Genomic DNA, 19,508 nt, shown 5'->3' on the forward strand with positions numbered 1-19,508 from the left:
AACTGAACTCATGCTGCTAGACGTGTTGGATAAGCAGATTGACCGGGAAATCCCCCAGCGCGGCGCTGACCTGCAGCTCCCTGTTTTTTGTGACTGCGGTGCTCGAAAAAAGTCCCTTCGGATTTTCGTCAGAGGTGTCGAACGGTAAAACCACCCGCGTATCGCCCCAGCGCAGCGCGTCAACCATCGGCACAGCACTGTTTTCCAGCAAGGTTGCGCAACGGATCGGCACGATCACGATGATCCGTCGCTCCCCATGCTCGCGGGCAAACGCGAGCACGTTGTGCGCCTGGCTGCCCAGCACCTCGAGGGCCTGGTACGAACCCTGGCGAAACAACTCGGTGTGGTCGGCGCGCAGACGCAGCACCTCGGCGATCAATGCTTGCTTGATTCGCCCGTCGCGCCAGTTCGCCAACAGTTCCTGAACCGGCCCGGGTGCCTCCAGCGCCTGCTGCCTGGCGGCGTAGTCCACTGGCCGGCGGTTGTCCGGGTCGACCATGCTGAAGTCCCAGAACTCGTTGCCTTGATACAAGTCCGGCACTCCCGGCACCGTCATGCGCAGCAAGGTTTGCGCCAGACCGTTGAGGGCGCCGGCGGCGGCGATGCTGTTGAGGGTCTTGGCCAGCGCTGCGCGCAGCAGTTCGCCTTCAGGAGCCAGCAGTAATTGTTCGGTGAACGCCTGGGCTGCGTTTTCGTAGGCTTCGTTCGGCGCGCTCCAGCTGCTTTGCAGCTTGGCTTCGCGCAGGGCTTTCTGCTGCCACTGCCAGACACGTTTGGCGTAATCGGCGAAGCCCGCCTGATCGTCGTCACGCAACTCCAGCGGCCAACTGCCGAGCAGCGCCTGATAAAGGATCAGTTCGTCCGCAGACGACGGCAGCTGATCGTCATTGCGCAGCGGTCGGGCGAGGGCGCGCCACAGCTCGATCTGTTCGGCGTACCAATGGCTGCGCTCGCTGAGCACGGCCAGCCGCGCGCGGGTGTCTTCCCCGCGTTTGTGGTCGTGGGTGGCGGTGGCCAACAGATTGTCGGGAAAGCTCTCCAGACGTTGCAGGTTCACCGCGTGAAAGTCGCTGACCGGCGCACTGAACTGCTCGGTGTTGTAGCCGACGTCATTGCGCGACAGCAGCACCGCCGAACGATACAGCGCGGTGTCTTCCACCGCTTTGGCGGCGGCCGGCGAAGTGAGCTGTTGAAAGCGCACGCAGGCATGGCGCAGGATTTTGCGCGAGCGCCCACGGGGTTTGCGCCGCCATGGCTGGCCACCGAGCCAACCGGCTACGGAGTCCAGCACTGGCCAATCGGCTTCGCTCAATGTCTGCCGTGCACCGTCCATGGCCTGCTGGAAAAACACCTCGTCCCGGGCCGAGCGGCCCATCGGGGTGATGTAGGTGCGATAGACCGGGAAGTGCACGATCAGCGCCTGCAGCACCCGGCGGATCGAGCCGAGCGTAAGGTCGCGGGTCATCAGGTCGTCGCGTGCCACTTGCAGCAGGGCCTGGGCGACGCTTTCGCAATCGCTGGCCAGCGAGCCGTTGAGGATCTGCTGGCGCGCCAGTTGGGCTTCTTCGATGAACGCGGCGGGGCGCTCGGTGCGGCGTTGCCACAAGTCACCGAGCACGTGTTCGCCGTCCGGGTCGTGTTGCAGCAGTGACAGCTGGTTCATGAATTCGTAACCGGTGCTGCCGTCCACGGCCCAGTCGGTGGGCAGGGTTTCGCCGTCGCCGAGAATCTTCTCGACGTAGATCGGCAAGTGCCGGCCCGGCGCCAGGTGATCGAGGCGGCGGCGCAGCTTGCGGCAGTAACCGCGTGGGTCGGCGAGGCCGTCGATGTGGTCGATGCGCAGGCCGTCGATCAAGCCCTCGCCGATCAACTGGAAAATCTTGCCGTGGGTGGCCTCGAACACTGCCGGACGCTCGACCCGCAAACCGCCGAGTTCGTTGATGTCGAAGAAGCGCCGCCAGTTGATGTCATCCGCGGCTGTGCGCCAGCTCGCCAGACGATAGCTTTGCCGCTCCAGCAATTGGTGCAGGCGCTGAAAACCGTCTTCGGTCTTCGAATCGTAGTGCGTCAGGTTGCGCTCAATGGCCTGCAGAATCTGCGGGTCGCTGGCCAGTTGCTGAAGTTCTTCCTTGAGCGGAATCGCCAGCGCGCGAGCGTCGGTCTGATAACTGAGCGCGCTGAAACGTTCAGCGAGGGCCCTGAGGACTTCGTTCGGTGTGTCAGCGGACCTGAGCAGTTCGCCGTAGTCGCCGGGGCAGATGGGGAAGTGATGCTCGTAATGCTCGACGTGAAAGGTGCCGCTCTCGGCGTTGAACACCAGCGGCAGAGTCGCGTCCTGCAACGCGACGCCATAGTCACTGCCGAGAAACGGCAACAGCAACTGGCCTTCCATCAATGGGTCGGGCGAGTGCCACTGAATGTCGAAGAACTCGCCGTAGGGGCTGAGCCGTCCCCATTCCAGCAGATCGAGCCACCACGGGTTGTCGCCGCCACCGACTGCCATGTGATTGGAGACGATGTCGAGGATCAGCCCCATACCGTGCTCGCGCAGGCTGGCGACCAGACGACGCAAGGCTGGCTCGCCGCCGAGTTCCGGATTGACCCGGGTCGGATCGACCACGTCGTAGCCATGCATGGAGCCGGCGCGCGCGGCCAGCAGCGGCGAGGCATAAATGTGGCTGATGCCGAGTCGAGAGAAATACGGCACCAGCGGCACCGCCTGATCAAGGGTAAAACCGCGATGAAATTGCAGGCGGACCGTGGCGCGCAGTGTCGGGATAAGCAATGCACTCATTGGTCACGCTCGGCTGCTTGAAGGCGGGCACACGCCAATAGTTCCAGGCGTCTTGCGGCGTCGACACCGTCGAGCAGTGTCTCACTGGTGGCCGGCAAGCGGCGCGACCAGTTCGGGTGGGTGTCGATGGTGCCGGGCAGGTTGGCCTGTTCGTCGAGACCCAGCGCATCTTCCAGCGGCAGCAATACCAGCGGCGCGCGGGTGTGGCCGAGGAAACGGACTGCGGCGTCGACCACCTGATCGGCCTCGTGGGATTCCTCGCGAAAGTTCTGCGGGTCCTGGCTCAAGGCACTGCGCAGGCCTTCACGCTCGCGTTCGCGGTAACGGCGCCAGTCGATTTCGCCGTTGGCATCGACCAGCCCGAGCCGCGCGTTCCAGTCGATGTCGCGGCCATGCCACCAGCCGTTGAGCGTCGGCAGATCGTGGGTGCTGGTAGTGGCCAGTGCGTTGTCCGGCCAGTCGAGGATCGGTTTGAAATGGGTGTTGTCCTGTTCGAACAACAGCACGCGCATGCCGAGCATGGCGCGGGCGATCAGTTTTTCCCGCAGGCCGTCGGGCACGGTGCCAAGGTCTTCACCGAGCACGATCGCTTGATGACGATGGGATTCGAGGGTCAGCAGACGCAGCAAGTCGTCCACCGGGTAATACAGGTACGCACCGTCTGCCGGGGCGGAACCGTTGGGGATGACCCATAACCGCTGCAGGCCCATGACATGGTCGATGCGCAGCCCGCCGGCGTGGGCGAAGTTGGCGCGCAGCATCTCGATAAACGCGCGAAAACCGTTGCGCACCAGGCCTTCCGGGGAAAACGCGGAAATCCCCCAGCCCTGTCCGGAGCGATTGAGAATGTCCGGAGGCGCACCGACAGTCAGCGAGGCGAGCAGTTCGTCCTGAAAACTCCAGGCCTGGCTGCCGGCGCCGTCGGCACCCACCGCCAGGTCGGCGATCAAGCCGATGCCCATGCCGGCGCTGCGAGCGGCGGTCTGGGCGCGCTCCAGGCAGCGGTGAATCAACCATTGGCAGAACGCGAAGTAACTGATGCGCTCGGCGTATTCCTCGGCAAATGCGCCGAGCGCTGCGCCGCGCGGGTCGTGCCAGTGTTCCGGCCATTCGCGCCAGTCGAGGCTCTCGCCACGGGCGGCGCGCATTTCCTGGATGGCTTCGAAGCGGCAGTGGTTTTCCAGCGCTTCACCGCCGGCATCGCGGAAACTGGAGAAGTCGGCATGCAGCGGGTGTTCGCCGTTGATGAAACCGTCGTACAAGGCTTGCAGCAGTTTCAGTTTGGCTTCGGCCGCTTTCGGCCAGTCGACCAGTTTCAGGTCTTCCAGTTGCTTGAACTGGTCGGTCAGGCCGGCGGCGTCAATCGCATCACGCAGCGCGCGCTCGCCGAGGATGGTCCCCGGTGCGGCATACAGCGGATTGAGAAACAGCCGACTGGACGGCGAGTAAGGGCTGTAGCGCCCGGTGTCGGCGCTGAACATCGCATGCAACGGGCTGATCGCCAGTGCATCGGCACCCCGTTCGCCGGCCACCCGGGCCAGTTCTTCCAGGGCCTGGGTGTCGCCGAAACCGCCATCGCCGGAGCGGCGCAGGCCATAAAGCTGCACGCTCAGGCCCCAAGCGCGCGGGATCGGACTGTCCACCGCGTCGCCCACGCTGAAGCAGCGTTCCGGCGCCACGGCCAGGGTGAATTGCTGATCGGCGATGTGCACTTGCTGATAGCCGACCGGAATCTCTCCGGGCAGTATCGACTCCGCGTCAAGCCGCAGGCTCAAGCGCGAGCCATCTTCAAGGTGAATCTCACAAGGGGTTTCTGGTTCGAAATAGCGCGCCAGATCCAGGCCCTTGCCGAGATCGGCAGTAAGCAGTGGCGGCAGTTGGCGATTTTCCTGTACCTGTTGCAGTTCAAGCAGGCTGGCGTCGATTTCCTGGGCAGTGCCGGCCGGGTGGCCGAGACCGATCAGCACATTGCGAAGCACGGCCGGGGCGACTTTTTGGGCTCGCCCGTTGGCGTCGATCCAGTCGACGGCAAGGCCGGCTCGGCTGGCGAGAATTTCCAGTTGCGCATCGCTCATAGGCGCTCTCCATCCAAGGGGGGCAAAGGGGTTGCGGCCGTGAGGCTGACGAGCGCGCAATACGGGGGCAGAAGGCCCTTATCCGACATCTCGGCAGCGGGGGGCTGTTGAAACAGCCACACCGCGCCGGTCCGTGGAGGGTTGACCACTGCCGTCCCGCTGAGGTTCAGGTCAATTCGCAACTCACTGCCATCGCCCAGACGCCAGCGTGCGCTGACCGCACCACGGCCCAGCATTTGCGCGCCCAGGGCCTGGGTGCCGGACAGGTTCGGGATGATGTAGCGGTGACGCAATTGCAGCAGATGACGATAGAGCTCATTCGTTGCCTGCTGGCGCGGTGTGCCATTACCGGACCGCGTTGGCCGCGAAGCGTGGAAGGTCGATTCGGCGTTGGGGTCGGGTATCCGTTCGCGCTTATGCGGGTCGGTGAACGCACTGAATGCAGCGAACTCGTTGCGACGGCCTTCTCGTACCTGTTTCGCCAGTTCGCCGTGGTGGCTGGTGAAGAACAGAAACGGTTGCTCGGCGGCATATTCATCGCCCATGAACATCAGCGGAATCATCGGCGACAGCAACAGCAGCACCGTCGCCGCCTCGAGCGCGCGCGGATCGGCCAACTGATGCAGGCGCTCGCCGAAGGCACGGTTGCCGATCTGGTCATGGTTTTGCAGAAACAGTACGAAGGCAGTGGACGGCAGATGCTCGCTCGGTTCGCCGCGTGGTTCGCCGTGGCGGGTGATATGCCCCTGAAACACGAAGCCCTGGCTCAGGCAGCGGGCCAGTTGCTCGGTCGGTTGCAGAGCGTAGTCGGCGTAGTAGGCATCGGTTTCGCCCGTCAACAACACATGCAAAGCGTTATGGCCGTCGTCATTCCATTGGGCGTCGTAATTTTCTTCCAGCAGGCTCGATTGGTTGAGTTCGTTCTCGACGGTCAACCATACATGACGGGCAGGGTCGACCTGCTGGCGGACACGCTGCGCCAGTTCGGGCAGGAAGTCCTGACTTTCTATTGCATGGACGGCATCCAGGCGCAAACCGTCGAAACGGTATTCCAGCAGCCACATCAGTGCGTTTTCGACGAAGAAGTCCCGCACCTCACGACGGCGAAAGTCGATGGCCGCGCCCCACGGGGTGTGTTTGTCTTCGCGGAAAAAGCCCTTGGCGTAGCGATGCAGGTAGTTGCCGTCCGGACCGAAATGGTTGTAGACCACGTCGAGAATCACCGCCAGACCGTGGCCATGGGCGCTGTCGATCAGATGCTTGAGTTGTTCCGGAGTGCCATAGGAGGCTTGTGGCGCAAAATGCAGTACGCCGTCATACCCCCAGTTGCGATAGCCGGGGAATTGTGCGATCGGCATCAGTTCGATAGCGGTGATGCCCAGGGCGGCCAGTCGGGCCAGATCCTTTTCGACCTCATCGAATCCGCCTAGCGCACCCACATGCAACTCGTAGATCACCGCTTCATTCCACGGCCGACCTCGCCACGTTACGTGTTGCCATGGATAGGCGTGGGGATCGACCACCACGCTGTGACGGTCGATATCACCGTCCTGCGCCCTGGAGGCCGGGTCGGGCACCTCCAGTTCGCCGTCGATGTTGAAGCGGTAGCGGCTGCCGGCAGGGCAGCGGGTCTTGATGACAAACCAGCCATCGCCCTGGGGCAGCATGGGCAGCGACTGGCCGTTGCCCAGCTCGACGCTGACGTAAAACGCATCCGGCGCCCACAGCGCAAATTGTGTGTGGTCGGCATCCAGCATGATCGCGCCGTGGGGCCAGCTTTCAGGTGTCCGTGACGGCATTGTTGTAAAGCTCCCTGGTTATTTGTGGTGCGTTTTTCCCAGCGACTTGGCCACCAGTTGTTCGTAGAGTTCGGCGTAGGGTTCGACCGCCTTGCACCAGTTGAATGGCGCGGCCATTGCCCGGCAGCGCATGGCGTTGAGCAGTTCGGGAAAGGCAAATACCTTGAACGCGCGGCTCAGGGCTTCGCGGTAGCTGTCGGCGGTCGATTCGTTGAACAGGAAACCGGTAACACCGTTTTCGATGGTGTCGGCCAGCCCGCCGGTGTTGCGCGCGACCGGCAACGAGCCGAAACGCTGGGCGTACATCTGGCTCAGACCGCACGGTTCATAACGCGACGGCATCAGCAGGAAATCGCTGCCGGCGAACATCCGCCGGGCGTCGGTTTCGTTGAAGCCGATGCGCACGCCGATCTGGCCGGGGAAGCGCAGCGCCAGTTCGCGCATGGCTTGTTCTTCTTCCGGCTCGCCACGACCGATGATTGCGATCTGGCCACCGTTCTGCACGATGTATTCCGACACCGCCTCGGTCAGGTCGAGGCCTTTTTGATAGACCAGCCGCGAGACCACGGCAAACAGCGGACCTTCCGATTGTTCCAGGCCGAACAGTTCGCGAACGTGGGCGGCATTGACCGCTTTGCCTTCCCAGTCGCCGATGGCGAACGGTGCGAACAGGTGCGGGTCGGTGGCGGCGTCCCAGCTTTCATCGATGCCGTTGGGGATGCCGCTGAGCAAACCTTGCTGGGTCTTGGCAGCGAGAAAACCGTCGAGACCGCAGCCGAAATCCGGTGTGGTGATTTCCTGCGCGTAGGTAGCGCTGACCGTGGTGATATGGCTCGAATAGGCCATGCCGGCCTTGAGGAACGACATTTTGCCGTAGAACTCCATGCCTTCCTGTTGCAGGGCATGGGCGGGAATCCCGAGTTCGGGGCATGAGCCCAGGCTGGTCACGCCTTGATAAGCGAGGTTGTGAATGGTGAACAGGGTCGGCGTGCGTTGCCCGCGCCAGTGCATATAGGCAGGCGCGAGACCGGCCGGCCAGTCGTGGGCGTGCACCAGATCCGGGCACCAGTGGATTTGCGCGAGGTTGGCGGCGATATCGGCTGCGGCCAGACCCAGACGAGCGAAGCGAATGTGGTTGTCCGGCCAGTCGCGACCATTGTTGGCGCCATACGGGCCACCGTCACGGGCGTAGAGTTCAGGGCAGATCAAGACATAAATGACCAGACCGTCGGGCATGTCCATGCGCCCGATCTTGCAGGGTGGCAGTGCAGCGTGGCCACCCAGTTCGCCGATGATGTGGATCGGATTTTCGCTGTTCATGACCTGCGGGTAACCCGGGATCAATACCCGCACGTCATGCAGATGTGCCATCGCGCGGGGCAGGGCGGCAGAAACGTCTCCCAGACCGCCGGTTTTCACCAGATCGGCGATTTCCGAGGTCACGAACAACACTTTTTTCTTGTTGGGGTTCTGACTGGCTATCGGCGTCAGTGTCTTGGTGATCGGGACGCTGATCGATCGGCTGCCGGGAACGCTTAAAGTGCTCGATTCACCCATCGGCTGATGAGCCCGTTCTCCCTGAATTTCCAATGCCGCACTGATCATATGAATCTCCCGTCTTTTTGATCTAATTCTTGTCTTGAACATGCGATGTCCATGGCCAGGTCCTGTGGCCGGGCGCAAACACGCCACGCATGAGTGAGCAAAACGCTACCCAACACGTGCAAGCAGAATGGGTGAGGGGGCCATTGCAAGACTTGAACCAGTCGCTTTGGCCCTGCCTATCAGATGACCCGCCGCGATCTGCAAAAGTTTCGACGAATTTTTGACTTTGTGACCGGCCGGTTTTACCCCGCGAAAACCAGTCTAGGCCAGATCCTAGAGCGGGCCAGGGCAATTGGATGAATTGTTCGACAATCTGTTGCAGGCTCACGAAATCCGTGGCTTCGGGAGGGGGTGCGCCCCGACGAAGTGCATGTCTGGCGGGTTCGGTGACGCAAAATGGTGACCGGCCAGTCACGATTTCGGGCGCTGGGAAAGTGCGGGCGCACTGTTGCGGTGCGGACAGCTGTGTTGGTGAGCAGACAGTGGGTGCTGCTTCGCGGGCAGGGATTGCCCGCGAAGGCGAGGGGACTCAGTTAAGCAGGCGGATAGATTCCCCGGCTGACCACCCTTGAATGTCTTCGATCATCTGCGAAAAGAACAACTCATAGTTCTGGCGGCTGACGTAGCCGACATGAGGCGTGGCCAGCACATTGTCGAGGGTGCGAAACGGGTGCAGTGCCGGCAGCGGTTCCTGATCGAACACGTCAAGGGCCGCACCGCCGATACGCTGTTTCTGCAAGGCCTTGATCAGCGCCGCTTCGTCGACAATCGGCCCGCGCGCCGTGTTGACCAGCAGGGCGGTCGGCTTCATCCAGTCCAGCGCCTGGGCATCGACCAGGCCCCGGCTGCGATCGCTGAGCACCAGGTGCACCGACAGCACGTCAGCCTGTTCGAACAATTGCTGCTTGCTGACATAGGTGACGCCAGCCTGTTCGGCGCGTTCGGCGGTGAGGTTTTCGCTCCAGGCGATGACGCGCATGCCGAATGCCTGACCGAACTGCGCCACCCGCTGGCCGATGCTGCCGAGCCCGAGGATGCCCAGGGTCTTGCCGTGCAGGTCGCCGCCCAGACCTTGCTGCCACTGGCCGGCGCGCAGGGCGTTGGCTTCGCTCACCAGATTGCGGGTGGCGGCCATGATCAGCGCCCAGGTCAGTTCCGGCGCTGCGTGTTTGTAGCTGTCGGTGCCGCAGACCTTGATCCCGAGGCGGGCCGCGGCCGGCATATCCAGCACCGCGTTACGCATGCCGCCGGTGACCAGCAGCTTCAGGTTCGGCAAGCGTTTGAGCAGGTCTTCGTCGAAGCGTGTGCGTTCGCGCATCACGCAGATCACTTCGAACCGGCCCAGACGTTCGGCCAGCGTGGCGTTGTCCGCCGGGTACTCATGGACGAAGGTGACTTCGCCGAGACTGTCGAGCACCGACCAGTCGACTGCGCCCCGCGCGACGTCCTGCCAGTCATCGATCACCGCAATCTGCACCGCCATCAGCGTTACCTCTTCAACGAACGGGATTGGTTTTGTCCAGCCAGCCGAGCAGCGCCTCGTGGAACTTCGCCGGCTCTTCCATCTGCGGGGCGTGGCCCATGCCGGGGAATTCCACCAGCGTGGACTGAGGAATCAGTTTCGCCACCTGCTTGCCCAGCACCTCGTAGTGACCGATTTTCGCCTTCACTTCGGGCGGCGCGATGTCCTTGCCGATGGCGGTGGTGTCGGAGGTGCCGATCAGCAGCAGGGTCGGCATCTTCAAATCCTTGAACTCGTAGTACACCGGCTGGGTGAAGATCATGTCGTAGATCAGCGCCGAGTTCCATGCGACCTGAGTCTTGCCCGGACCGTTGCTCAGGCCGGCGAGCATGTCCACCCAGCGGTCGAATTCGGGTTTCCAGCGGCCGTCGTAATAGGTCGTGCGTTCGTAGTCGCGAATGCCCTGGGCGGTGACTTTCAATTCGCGCTGATACCACTGATCGACGCTGCGGTAAGGCACGCCAAGGGCTTTCCAGTCTTCCAGGCCGATCGGGTTGACCAATGCCAGTTGCTCGACCTGATCCGGGTATTGCAGCGCGTAACGGGTGGCGAGCATGCCGCCGGTGGAGTGGCCGAGCAGGGTGGCCTTCTGGATGCCCAGCGCCTTGAGCAATTGCTGGGTGTTGGCCGCCAGTTGCTGGAAGGTGTACTGGTAGTGATCGGGTTTGCTGGAGGTGCAGAAACCGATCTGATCCGGGGCGACCACCCGGTAACCGGCTTCGCTGAGGGCCTTGATCGAACTGTCCCAGGTCGCGCCGCAGAAATTCTTGCCGTGCATCAGCACCACGGTGCGCCCGTTGGCCTTGCCGTGGGCGGCGACGTCCATGTAACCCATCTGCAGCGACTTGCCCTGAGACTGAAAGGCAAAGTGCTTGAGGGTGTAGGGATACTCGAAACCCTGCAATTGCGGGCCGTATTGCGGGCCTTCGGCATGAGCGAGCAGGGGCAGGGCGGCGGTCAGCAGCAGGCCGGGCAGCCAGCGGGTCAGCGATACAGACATAGGACAACTCCACAAGAAATCGGCCGATGCTGGAACGGCCGGATTAGGGCGACGTTAAACACAGGCAATCCCCGGGCCCGATCGTTCAACCGAGCCAGCCGAGGGTGAGCATCGCCAGCACCCCGTAGCGGGCGCCTTTGGCGAGAGTGACGATCAACAGAAAACGCCCGAGAGGTTCGCGCATGACCCCGGCGATCAGCGTCAGCGGATCGCCGATGACCGGCAACCAGCTGAGCAGCAACGACCAGTGACCGTAACGCTGATAGTGAACGCGGGCTCGCTCCATATGCCTGGGGCTGACCGGAAACCAGCGCCGGTCCTGAAAGCGTTCCAGCCTGCGCCCCAGCCACCAGTTCACCAGCGAACCGAGGACGTTGCCCAGCGTCGCCACGGCCAACAGCCCCCAAAGCCAATAGCGCTCGCTGACCAGCAGCCCGACCAGCACGGCTTCCGATTGCAGCGGCAACAGCGTCGCCGCACCGAACGCCGCCACAAACAGCCCGAGATAACCCGCCGTCATCAATGGGCCGGGTAATCCGCCACCACCACATCGGCACCGTCTTTCTTCAGGCCGATCACTTGATACGCGTCGCTCATGCCGTCCATTTCCATGCCCGGCGAGCCCATTGGCATGCCCGGTGCGGCAACGCCCAGCAGGTCGTCACGTTTGCTCAGGGCCAGCACCTGTTCCGCCGGAACATGGCCCTCGACGAATTTGCCGTTGATGATTGCCGTGTGGCAGGACGCCAGACGTGGCGGTACGCCGTGTTGCTGCTTGAAGCTGCTCATGTCGCTTTCGACGTGGTCTTCGACCTTGAAGCCATTGGCTTCCAGATGGCTGATCCACTTTTTGCAGCAGCCGCAGTTGGCGTCGCGGTGGACTTCGATCGGAATAAGATCGGCGGCTTGCGCCAGGGAGGAGATGAACAGCGCGCTCAGGGCGGCCAGACGCAGATGGTTTCGCATGAATGGCTCTCGGCTTAGAGGAGAAACGGTCAAAAAAGGAAGGCATTTTGACCGGTTTTTCCTGCCGGGCATCAACGGAGTGTTTCCAAGTGATACGAGGCAGGCCTGCCAACATGATCGTAGATCAAAGCTGACAGGCCACTGAGCGCAAGATGACAAAACGGTCAGCGAACCTTGAACCGCCCCATGATCGCGCTGACCCGGCTGTTGGCTTCCAGCAACTGGCGGGTGTTGAGTTCGCTGGCCTGACCGCTTTCCACCAGCTCATCAACCATGTGGCGGATCTGCACCATGCTGCGGTTGATCTCCTCGGTGACCGCGCTTTGCTGTTCGGCGGCAGTGGCGATCTGGGTGCTGAGGCTGTTGATGTGGCTGACCGAACCGGCCATCTCGTCGAGGCCACTGTTGACTCGCGCCGTGGCATCGGCGGCCGACTGGCAGCTGGCCTGGGTGTTTTCCATGGCGCTGACCGACGAGCTCACGCCCTGGGTCAGACGGCTCAACATCTCGTTGATTTCGGAGGTGCTGGCCTGGGTGCGGGCGGCAAGGGCACGCACTTCATCGGCCACCACCGCAAAGCCGCGACCCTGTTCACCAGCGCGGGCCGCTTCGATGGCAGCGTTGAGCGCCAGCAGGTTGGTCTGGCCGGCAATGGCGCCGATCACGCCGAGGATTTCGGTGATGCGCTGGGCGTCCTGCTGCATGCTTTCGACCTTGTGGGTGGCGCTGGCCACTTCGTCGATCAACGCCACCACGCTGCTTGACGCTTCGCCAACCACCACGCGCGAGCGGTCGGCGTTTTCATTGGCGCGTTGGGTGAACGCGGCGGTTTCGGCAGCATTTTGCGCGACGCTTTCGGCGGTCGAACTCATTTCATTGATTGCAGTAACCGTCTGGTCGGTTTCCGAGGCGTGGCGCAGCAGAATCTGGCTGGTGTGCGCCGAGGTGCGTTGCAGGTTGTCGAGGCTCGAGGCCATGGCGCCGGTGGCCTGGGTCACTTCGCCGATCATGTTCTGCAGGTAGGCGATGAAGGTATTGACCGAGTGCCCGATGGCACCGAGCTCATCTTCAGCGCGGATGGTGATGCGCCGGGTCAGGTCGGCATCGCCGCTGGACAGCGAATCGATGTTGGCTTTCAGCGCTTTCATGCGCGAAATTAGTTGGCGAATCGCGTAGACCTGCAGCAGCACCAGCAGGATCACCAGCGGAATCTGCAACAGGCTCAGGCTGCTGAGCACGTCATCACGCTGGGCGGTGAGCATTTTGGTCGGCAGCGCGGTGGCGAGGAACCACGGGGTGCCTTCGATCGGGCGCATGAAGAAGGTGCTGGCTTCACCGTGATTGTCGAATTCGACGCGCTGCGCCTGATCGCGGTTTTGCAGCCCGGCCTTGACCTGGCTGGCGAAGGTCGAGCCACCGGCCAGTTCGCTGATGTTCTTCAGCACGATCGGCCCGCTGATGCGCGAGCTGTTGCTGATGATCTTGCCGTCAGCCTCGACGATCAGCATTTCGGCGTTGAGGTCTTTTTCCTTGCGCGCCACCAGATCGTTGAAGAAGCCCAATGTCACGTCGATGGTCGAGACGCCCCAGGCGCTGCCGTTTTTCTGGATGGCCATGGCGCAGTTGGTGCGCGGTTCGGCGCTGGCGTCATCTTTATAGGCAGCGGCCCACGCGCATTGGCCGCGCGGGGTCTGCATGCCGCCCTTGTACCAGCTCTGGTCGTAATAGTTGGGGGCTGCGTCGCTGTTCCAGAAGGTGTTCACCGCCAGTTTGCCGGAGGCGTCGCGGTGCCAGAACGTACTGAACTTGTTGCGTCCGGCCTCACGCTGGTCGGGCAACGGCCAGATGCCGCCGCCGAATACTTTGAGCTCGCCGTATTGATCCACCAGCCCCGGCAACACGGTGTCGATGGCTGCGCTGTCGAGCAGCGGGATGGTCTGGGTGATGCTGCGCTGTTGCGCCTGGACCTTGTTCAGTTCGCCCTGGATCTGCTCGGCCACTTCAGCAATGCGATTGAGCACCACCTGTTCTTCGGTATGGCGCAGCTTGGGCGCGACCAGCTGGCTGATGCCGACCACGGTCAGCACCGACAACAACAGAATGAACAGAACCAGAAACAGCGTGTAGCGAGCCTGAATGGTGCGGAATGCGGGCATGGAAACCGGTCCTTGAGCAGGGATTCTTATTGTGGGCAGGGGGAAAACAGCGCGGGTTTCCTAACGTATCGTCGCGACTTCGGGAAGCTTTAGGTACTTGCGTCCTAAAAGATGCAATCCCGACCGATGGAGCGTATCCGGCCTGATACACGAGGACTAACTGTCCCGAACATTAGAGCGATAAACCCACTTTCATCACATTGTCATGAATGCTCTGGTCCCGTATTTCCGGGGCTGTTGTCGGTTTTTATCGTGAATGTACGAAAATTGTAAAAAAGTGCAGAAAGGAGTTGGTGCCATTAGTTTGCCGGCCGATACTCCGGGCAACTCAAAAGTCGTCCAACAAGGAATTTTTCATGTTTTCCTCGCAAGGAGCCTGCTCATGACTATCGGCTATACCGGTGCCTGGCAACCCAAGGCGGGTTTGCTGGTTCGAGACACAGGAAGCTCGAGCAAACCGGTTTCCCAAAGCGTGAAGGTCAAGCAGATGCTGGCTCTGGTCGGCAACGACCCCAACGCAATCAGCATCGCCGAGATGGACAAGCAGGGTCTGCACAAGAACATCAAGGGTTTCGATCCCACCAATGTTTCGGCCAAACAATTGGGCAGCCTCAGTGCAATGCTGCGCAGCCGTGGCCTGATTTCCGAAGTCACGTCCATTACTCTGCTCAACGCCGGCGACAAGTTTGATCGCTTCGGCATTCAGAAGGATCCGGACGCCAAGTTCAATGCGCTGGAGTACTTCGCAACGCAACTGGATACCATCCAGAACAACAATCTCAAGGGCAACAAGTACGCCAATACGTTGATCCCCGAGTACAAGAAAGCCATCTATGTGCTGCAGAATTTGCAGACCTACGGTCAGGGTGGGGAGCGCAAGCCTCCTACCGACAAGGGTGTCAGCGCCAAGGCGTGATCACGCAGGCCCGCCCGGTTAACGGAGCGGGCCTCGTCGTTCATGGCACATTGAGTTCCCGACGCCGCATGTCTTCCTGCAGACGTTGCATCCGCGGACAGTGCAATGTCAGCGTTCCTGGCTGGAACCCGCGATGAAACAGGGCCAGCCATCCCGAGCCTTTTTCATCGGGCGCCAGCCCGGTGAAGGTGAAGTCCATGGTCGACAACTGGCGCCAGGCACTGTCGAAACCCTGCGCGAGTCTGAGCCTGATCGAAATCAGCCAATGGTCCGGCAACTGCTGCAGTTGCTTGAGCAATCCGTCGTCAAGCGATTCCAATACGCCGTCATAGCGCCCCCAACGCTGATCCAGTTGTATGGGGTCGCCGACCCAGGGTGATGGGTTGTCCCGTGTCCCGAACATGTCGACCATCTGCTGCATGAACTCGCGGCAGCCATCCGGCCATGCGAGGCTTGGCAACGGTCGCTGGTATCCGTCGATCTGGAGATAGCCGAGCACCAACGACTCCGGCACCGGTTCGCCAAAGGGCGAAGGGGCATGATCGGGTAGCAGCCCGGTGTTGTGAAACCCCAGACGGGCGGCCATCCGTTGCGTGTAGGGATGGTGGGTCATCTGCTTGATCGTCACGCCGTGGCATCCGAGCGCCTGGGCATGAACCAGCAATTGCCGGCTCAGTCGGGTGGCCACGTTCTGGCCACGGCTCTGCGGATCCACCACGCTCAATGCGAGTTCGGCAATGCGCGACTCCTTGTCGCGAATCAATGCCGCGTGCCCCAGAATCTTTCCCTCCGACACCGCCACCAATGAATGCCAGCGACCGCCGACATGGTTCTGCGTGATCATGCGCGGCAGGTAAACATGGGGCTGAGCGTATTGGTTGGCGTAGACCTTTCTGAAAAGCTGGCTGACGGCACGGGCGTCGCTGTTACGGTAACTGCGCAGGATCAGGGTTTCCATCAACGGTCCTCCCGGTGCAGATTGTCGTATACCCGCAGATCGACTACACGCTGCTGTTTACCTGACCGAGGATGGCGTGACAGTGACTGAATCGTGCAGCGCCGGATCTGCAATTCGAGCAAATGCCCGGTGCTCAATTCTTCGATCAATGGATAGGCTTCGATCAACGCACGGTGCAGTAACCGGTCTGCCTGCTCAGCCATCGCAGACAGGGCATCCGGTACCCAGCGCAGGCGCAGAATATCCCTTGTGCCTTCCTGTTCGATCACCAGTTGCCAGTCTTCACTGCCGGTAATCTGCTGTACGGTTTGGCCGATGGCCTGAGGCAGGAGGGTCAGTATGCCGACACGAACCCGCTGACTGTCGGCACAGCGTCCCATCAACGCGAATTTGCGCCGGGGAACATTACCGGGCTCTCGCCAACAGGCGCGATCGCCGACCGGATAGCGAATCAACGGCATCAAGCGACGGGTCATGTTGGTCACCACCAATCGTCCCACCCGGTTGCACCCGTCAATCACCTCTCCGGTTTCTTCGTCGAGAATCTCCAGCACGCTATGGTTGTCCGCCGCATGATGTTCGCCCAACGCGCAGTCACGTTGACTGGCGCCGATGAAACCGGCGTCGACACTGGCATAGCCCAGAGACGCAATGCGCGCACCGGGAAAGATACGGCCCAATCGTCGCAGTTGTGCCGGGAACAGACTTTCCCCGGCGTAGAGCAGGGTGGTCACGCCCTCGAGTACCCGCCCGTGCTGCTCAAGCCAGGCCGCAAAGGTCAGCAAATGGGCGGGCAGTCCGGCCAGCACATTGATTCGGTGCCGAACGACGGCATCGGCGAGGATGGCCGAGTCGACATGACCGGTGAACGGAAATTCGACGATATCCGTTTCCACATGCGCCAGCGCATCGTGGGTGAAGATGAAACTGGCGTAGAGGTCGCCAGCGAAAAACAGGTTGGCGATGCGGTCGCCCGCGTTCAACTGGCCGCTGAGACTGCGACCGAAATCCGTCACCAGTGTTTGCCATTCCTGGCGCCGGAAAATCGAGAATTTGCCGGCGCTGGTGGTTCCCCCCGTCTTGAATACCAGTGCGTTTTCCAGAGAGCCGGTCAGTGCAGGCCAGTGGTCGAGATCCTGGCTGCCTTCCCAGTAGGCAGCGGGATCGATCACCGGTAATTCAGCCAGCGAAGTGACGTGCTCGGGCACATCAGCGAAGTGGCCTGCGTAAAAGCTTGAATGGCGACGGGCAAACGCCACGAGCTCGTTCAACTCAATCCTTGTGTTCATGTTGCATTCCTTGCAAGTCAGTGGGCGGGACCACGCTGCGGTTGTCGATCACCTGCGGCGTCTTTCCGCTGTGTTTGTTTCGGGCGAACTGATCGATCGCACAGTGTTCTGCGTCCACCGTCAGCAGTCCCGTGCGGATGAGGGTCGCCAGCGTCGGGTAATTCAGCAGGCGGTCATGAACTTCGCGGGCGGGCAGCGAACTGCGAAACCGCATCCGCTCCAGCCCGTCGGGTGCGTGCTCCAGGACCAGCTGGAACTCGACCTGCAGATGCCGAGCCAGTGTTTCCAGACAGATGAAGTCCGTGCCGATGCGCAGCAGCCGGCCGTGACGTTGCAGCAACTCGAAGCGTGGAGCCGGCAGCCCGCATGGACACCGGCCGGGTATCCAGCGGCCGCTGTCGCCAAGGTCGTATCGCTGAACGTCCTGGCCTTGTCGTTCTATCGAGGTGAACACCAGACGGCCGATTTCATCGCCATTCACCGGCTGATCGGCTTCAAACGCGACGATTTCCAGATGTTGAATATCGCTCATCAGATGGAATACGCCATCAGACGTTGCCGGGCAGGCATGACCGAGCGGCCCGGCATCGACGCTGCCGTAAATGGCCGAACGGATCAGCCTGACGCCACAGCTGTGCATCAACGCAAGGCTCTGTTCGCCGGGATGCTCACCGCCGAGAAAGACCTTTTCGATGCCGCCATAGTCACGCAATCGTGACTGCTCGTTTAGAAACAGACGATGCAGGGTGCTCGGCATGCCGACCAGTGTGGTGACGCGTTGTTCGATGATCAAACGGGCGATTTCGCGGTAATCGTCATCGGCGGGCGCGCCCATCGGCAGATGAGTGACACCCAGTAGCTCCAGCACTTTGGAAAAGCTGAAGAAGCCGCCATACAGCCCGCCACTGAAGAACAGGTTCATCACGCGGTCGCGGGCCGGGTCGAGGCCTGCGGCAAACAGCCCGTCGGCGGCGGCACGCATTTGCCGATCAAAATCGCGGTAACTGAAACCCGACAACACCGGAACGCCGCTGCTGCCCCCGGAGCGGAAGTACAGGCGGGCCGCCGGATTGATCGGGCGGGCGATAAACGTTTCCTTTGTCATGATCGGGCGACCTGCGACGCCGGGCGGCACCGGTAGCGGATCGAGCGTGGCACAGGCCGTCAGTGTCGCAACCGGCAGGCTGACCGAGACCCGCCGACTCAGGCGCTGCAAGGCATAGACACCGTCGTGGGGTTCGCCCTCGTAACCTTCGTGAATCGATTCAACGGGGGCGATTCGCGTGACGCCTGCTGCGATCAGCATCTGCGAAAGTTCTGCTGTCTCGTGTTCGGAGCAGATCAGGGCGCAGCTTTGCAGCATGTTTCGCCAAGGCACGAGCGCCTCGATGACTTGCGTTCGTGGCAGTGGTTTGAGCAGCACACTGCGAAACAGCGGCGAGGGCGCGAGTTGCTGGTCATGCGTCCAGATCACCCGCCAGCCCGGTGCTTTCCAGACATGTCCGGGGGGGCCGACAAAACTCTGGGTCAACTGCGCGATCGCCGTGTCTGTGGTGATTTGCGACGCCTCTTGAAGTGACGGCATCAAGGCCGGCCAGTGCTGGGCCCGACGTTCCAACGCCTTTGCCAGGCCCGCGCCGATGATGCGCAGAACAGCTTCGTCATCGCTGTCCACCAGCAGCCATTGCGGGCTGGAACAGGCCTGTTGGTCGAGACGACAGACTTCATCCGCCACCGCGTCCAGCGCCTCTGGCGAGGCGGTCTCGGGAGTCAGGTAAACAAAACTGATCCGATGACCCCAGTCGATCCAGCGACAGCCGGCCGGGATCTGTCGGCGGATGGATTGAAGCGCCGATTCGCCGCCCCAGGCTGAAATGCCGTTGGCGCGTTCGCAGAGTTGGCCGATTTGCTCGGTCGTTGCTGGTATGACCGCGACGTGTCCTGCGATCTGGCCGGTGGCGTCGCACTGAGTCAGCGCATGGAGCAAGCGAGCGGTCAGGCCCTGGTCACTGCTGCTGGGGCGCAGCCAGTTGACGTTGCCGGCCAGCAGGCTCTCGATCACGGCGCAGAAGGCCAACAGCGGTGCATTGCCAGGGGTGATGTGCACCACCAGACCCAGCGGGCTCCAGCGTTCGAAGTGCGACTGGCGATAGTCGATGCGGCGCAAGGCATCCGGTTGCTCCCCCAGCTCACGTTGCAGTTTGTGCTGCAGGGCATCAGGCTGGCAGAACTCGATCAGGGATTGACGGTGTTCAGGTTCAAGAGGCAGATCCGGATCGTGCAGTCGGGTGGAGAAAACCGCGACCGCATCGAGGACTGCCCCACGCTGGAGTGCCGTGCCCAGTCGCTGTGGCAGGTCCAGATGAAGTTGCTCCAGTGCGGCGTCGAGCCGGTAGTCGGGGTGAAGCTGTCCGTTGATCAGATACAT

The 19,508-nt window shown here is 61.8% G+C and carries 13 protein-coding genes; 1 reads left to right on the top strand and 12 read right to left on the bottom strand.

Translation table 11 applies throughout. The features are described 5' to 3' along the window. Nucleotides 1-16: 16 nt before the first annotated feature. From K3819_RS14130 to K3819_RS14170, 9 genes are all read right to left on the bottom strand, one after another. The gene (locus K3819_RS14130; RefSeq protein ID WP_221399606.1) at nucleotides 17-2,794 is read right to left on the bottom strand and encodes a malto-oligosyltrehalose synthase; all 2,778 of its coding nucleotides are present in this window, start codon (nucleotides 2,792-2,794) and stop codon (nucleotides 17-19) included. After that, a complete protein-coding gene (malQ, locus tag K3819_RS14135) occupies nucleotides 2,791-4,869 on the bottom strand; it encodes a 4-alpha-glucanotransferase (RefSeq protein WP_221399607.1) in 2,079 nt (692 codons plus the stop codon). The genes K3819_RS14130 and malQ overlap by 4 nt, the downstream gene beginning before the upstream one ends. Next, nucleotides 4,866-6,668 (bottom strand): malto-oligosyltrehalose trehalohydrolase, encoded by a 1,803-nt coding sequence (treZ, locus tag K3819_RS14140; RefSeq protein WP_039768135.1) that lies wholly within the window; start codon nucleotides 6,666-6,668, stop codon nucleotides 4,866-4,868. Before treZ ends, malQ begins: the two co-directional genes overlap by 4 nt. 18 nt (nucleotides 6,669-6,686) lie before the next feature. Then, nucleotides 6,687-8,273 carry a glycogen synthase GlgA gene (glgA, locus tag K3819_RS14145; protein WP_039768136.1) on the bottom strand — a complete coding sequence of 529 codons (1,587 nt, stop codon included), beginning with the start codon at nucleotides 8,271-8,273 and terminating at the stop codon, nucleotides 6,687-6,689. A 529-nt stretch (nucleotides 8,274-8,802) separates the two neighbouring features. After that, a complete protein-coding gene (locus K3819_RS14150) occupies nucleotides 8,803-9,756 on the bottom strand; it encodes a D-2-hydroxyacid dehydrogenase family protein (RefSeq protein ID WP_221399608.1) in 954 nt (317 codons plus the stop codon). A gap of 13 nt (nucleotides 9,757-9,769) precedes the next feature. Then, the gene (locus K3819_RS14155) at nucleotides 9,770-10,795 is read right to left on the bottom strand and encodes an alpha/beta fold hydrolase (protein ID WP_085611706.1); all 1,026 of its coding nucleotides are present in this window, start codon (nucleotides 10,793-10,795) and stop codon (nucleotides 9,770-9,772) included. Nucleotides 10,796-10,880: 85 nt separating this feature from the next. After that, on the bottom strand, nucleotides 10,881-11,315 hold the full coding sequence (locus tag K3819_RS14160; protein WP_221399609.1) for a YqaA family protein: 435 nt from the start codon (nucleotides 11,313-11,315) through the stop codon (nucleotides 10,881-10,883). Continuing rightward, a complete protein-coding gene (locus K3819_RS14165) occupies nucleotides 11,315-11,761 on the bottom strand; it encodes a DUF411 domain-containing protein (RefSeq protein ID WP_007957572.1) in 447 nt (148 codons plus the stop codon). The genes K3819_RS14160 and K3819_RS14165 overlap by 1 nt, the downstream gene beginning before the upstream one ends. Before the next feature lie 164 nt (nucleotides 11,762-11,925). Beyond that, nucleotides 11,926-13,917: a methyl-accepting chemotaxis protein gene (locus tag K3819_RS14170; protein WP_221399610.1), complete on the bottom strand. Its 1,992-nt coding sequence runs from the start codon at nucleotides 13,915-13,917 to the stop codon at nucleotides 11,926-11,928. A 382-nt stretch (nucleotides 13,918-14,299) separates the two neighbouring features. Between K3819_RS14170 and K3819_RS14175 the strand changes: the two genes are divergently transcribed. After that, a complete protein-coding gene (locus tag K3819_RS14175; protein WP_064596317.1) occupies nucleotides 14,300-14,833 on the top strand; it encodes a hypothetical protein in 534 nt (177 codons plus the stop codon). A 40-nt stretch (nucleotides 14,834-14,873) separates the two neighbouring features. Here the strand turns inward: K3819_RS14175 and K3819_RS14180 are convergent, their stop codons facing one another. From K3819_RS14180 to K3819_RS14190, 3 genes are read right to left on the bottom strand one after another with little or no spacing between them, the layout of a single operon-like run. Next, a complete protein-coding gene (locus K3819_RS14180; protein ID WP_085611703.1) occupies nucleotides 14,874-15,791 on the bottom strand; it encodes a GNAT family N-acetyltransferase in 918 nt (305 codons plus the stop codon). Continuing rightward, nucleotides 15,791-17,080 (bottom strand): phenylacetate--CoA ligase family protein, encoded by a 1,290-nt coding sequence (locus K3819_RS14185; protein WP_221399611.1) that lies wholly within the window; start codon nucleotides 17,078-17,080, stop codon nucleotides 15,791-15,793. The genes K3819_RS14180 and K3819_RS14185 overlap by 1 nt, the downstream gene beginning before the upstream one ends. Beyond that, nucleotides 17,064-19,508, bottom strand: a complete 2,445-nt coding sequence (locus K3819_RS14190) for an aldehyde dehydrogenase family protein (RefSeq protein WP_221399612.1) — start codon at nucleotides 19,506-19,508, stop codon at nucleotides 17,064-17,066. The genes K3819_RS14185 and K3819_RS14190 overlap by 17 nt, the downstream gene beginning before the upstream one ends.

Source organism: Pseudomonas sp. 3-2 (assembly GCF_019710535.1).
Lineage (GTDB): Bacteria > Pseudomonadota > Gammaproteobacteria > Pseudomonadales > Pseudomonadaceae > Aquipseudomonas > Aquipseudomonas pharyngis.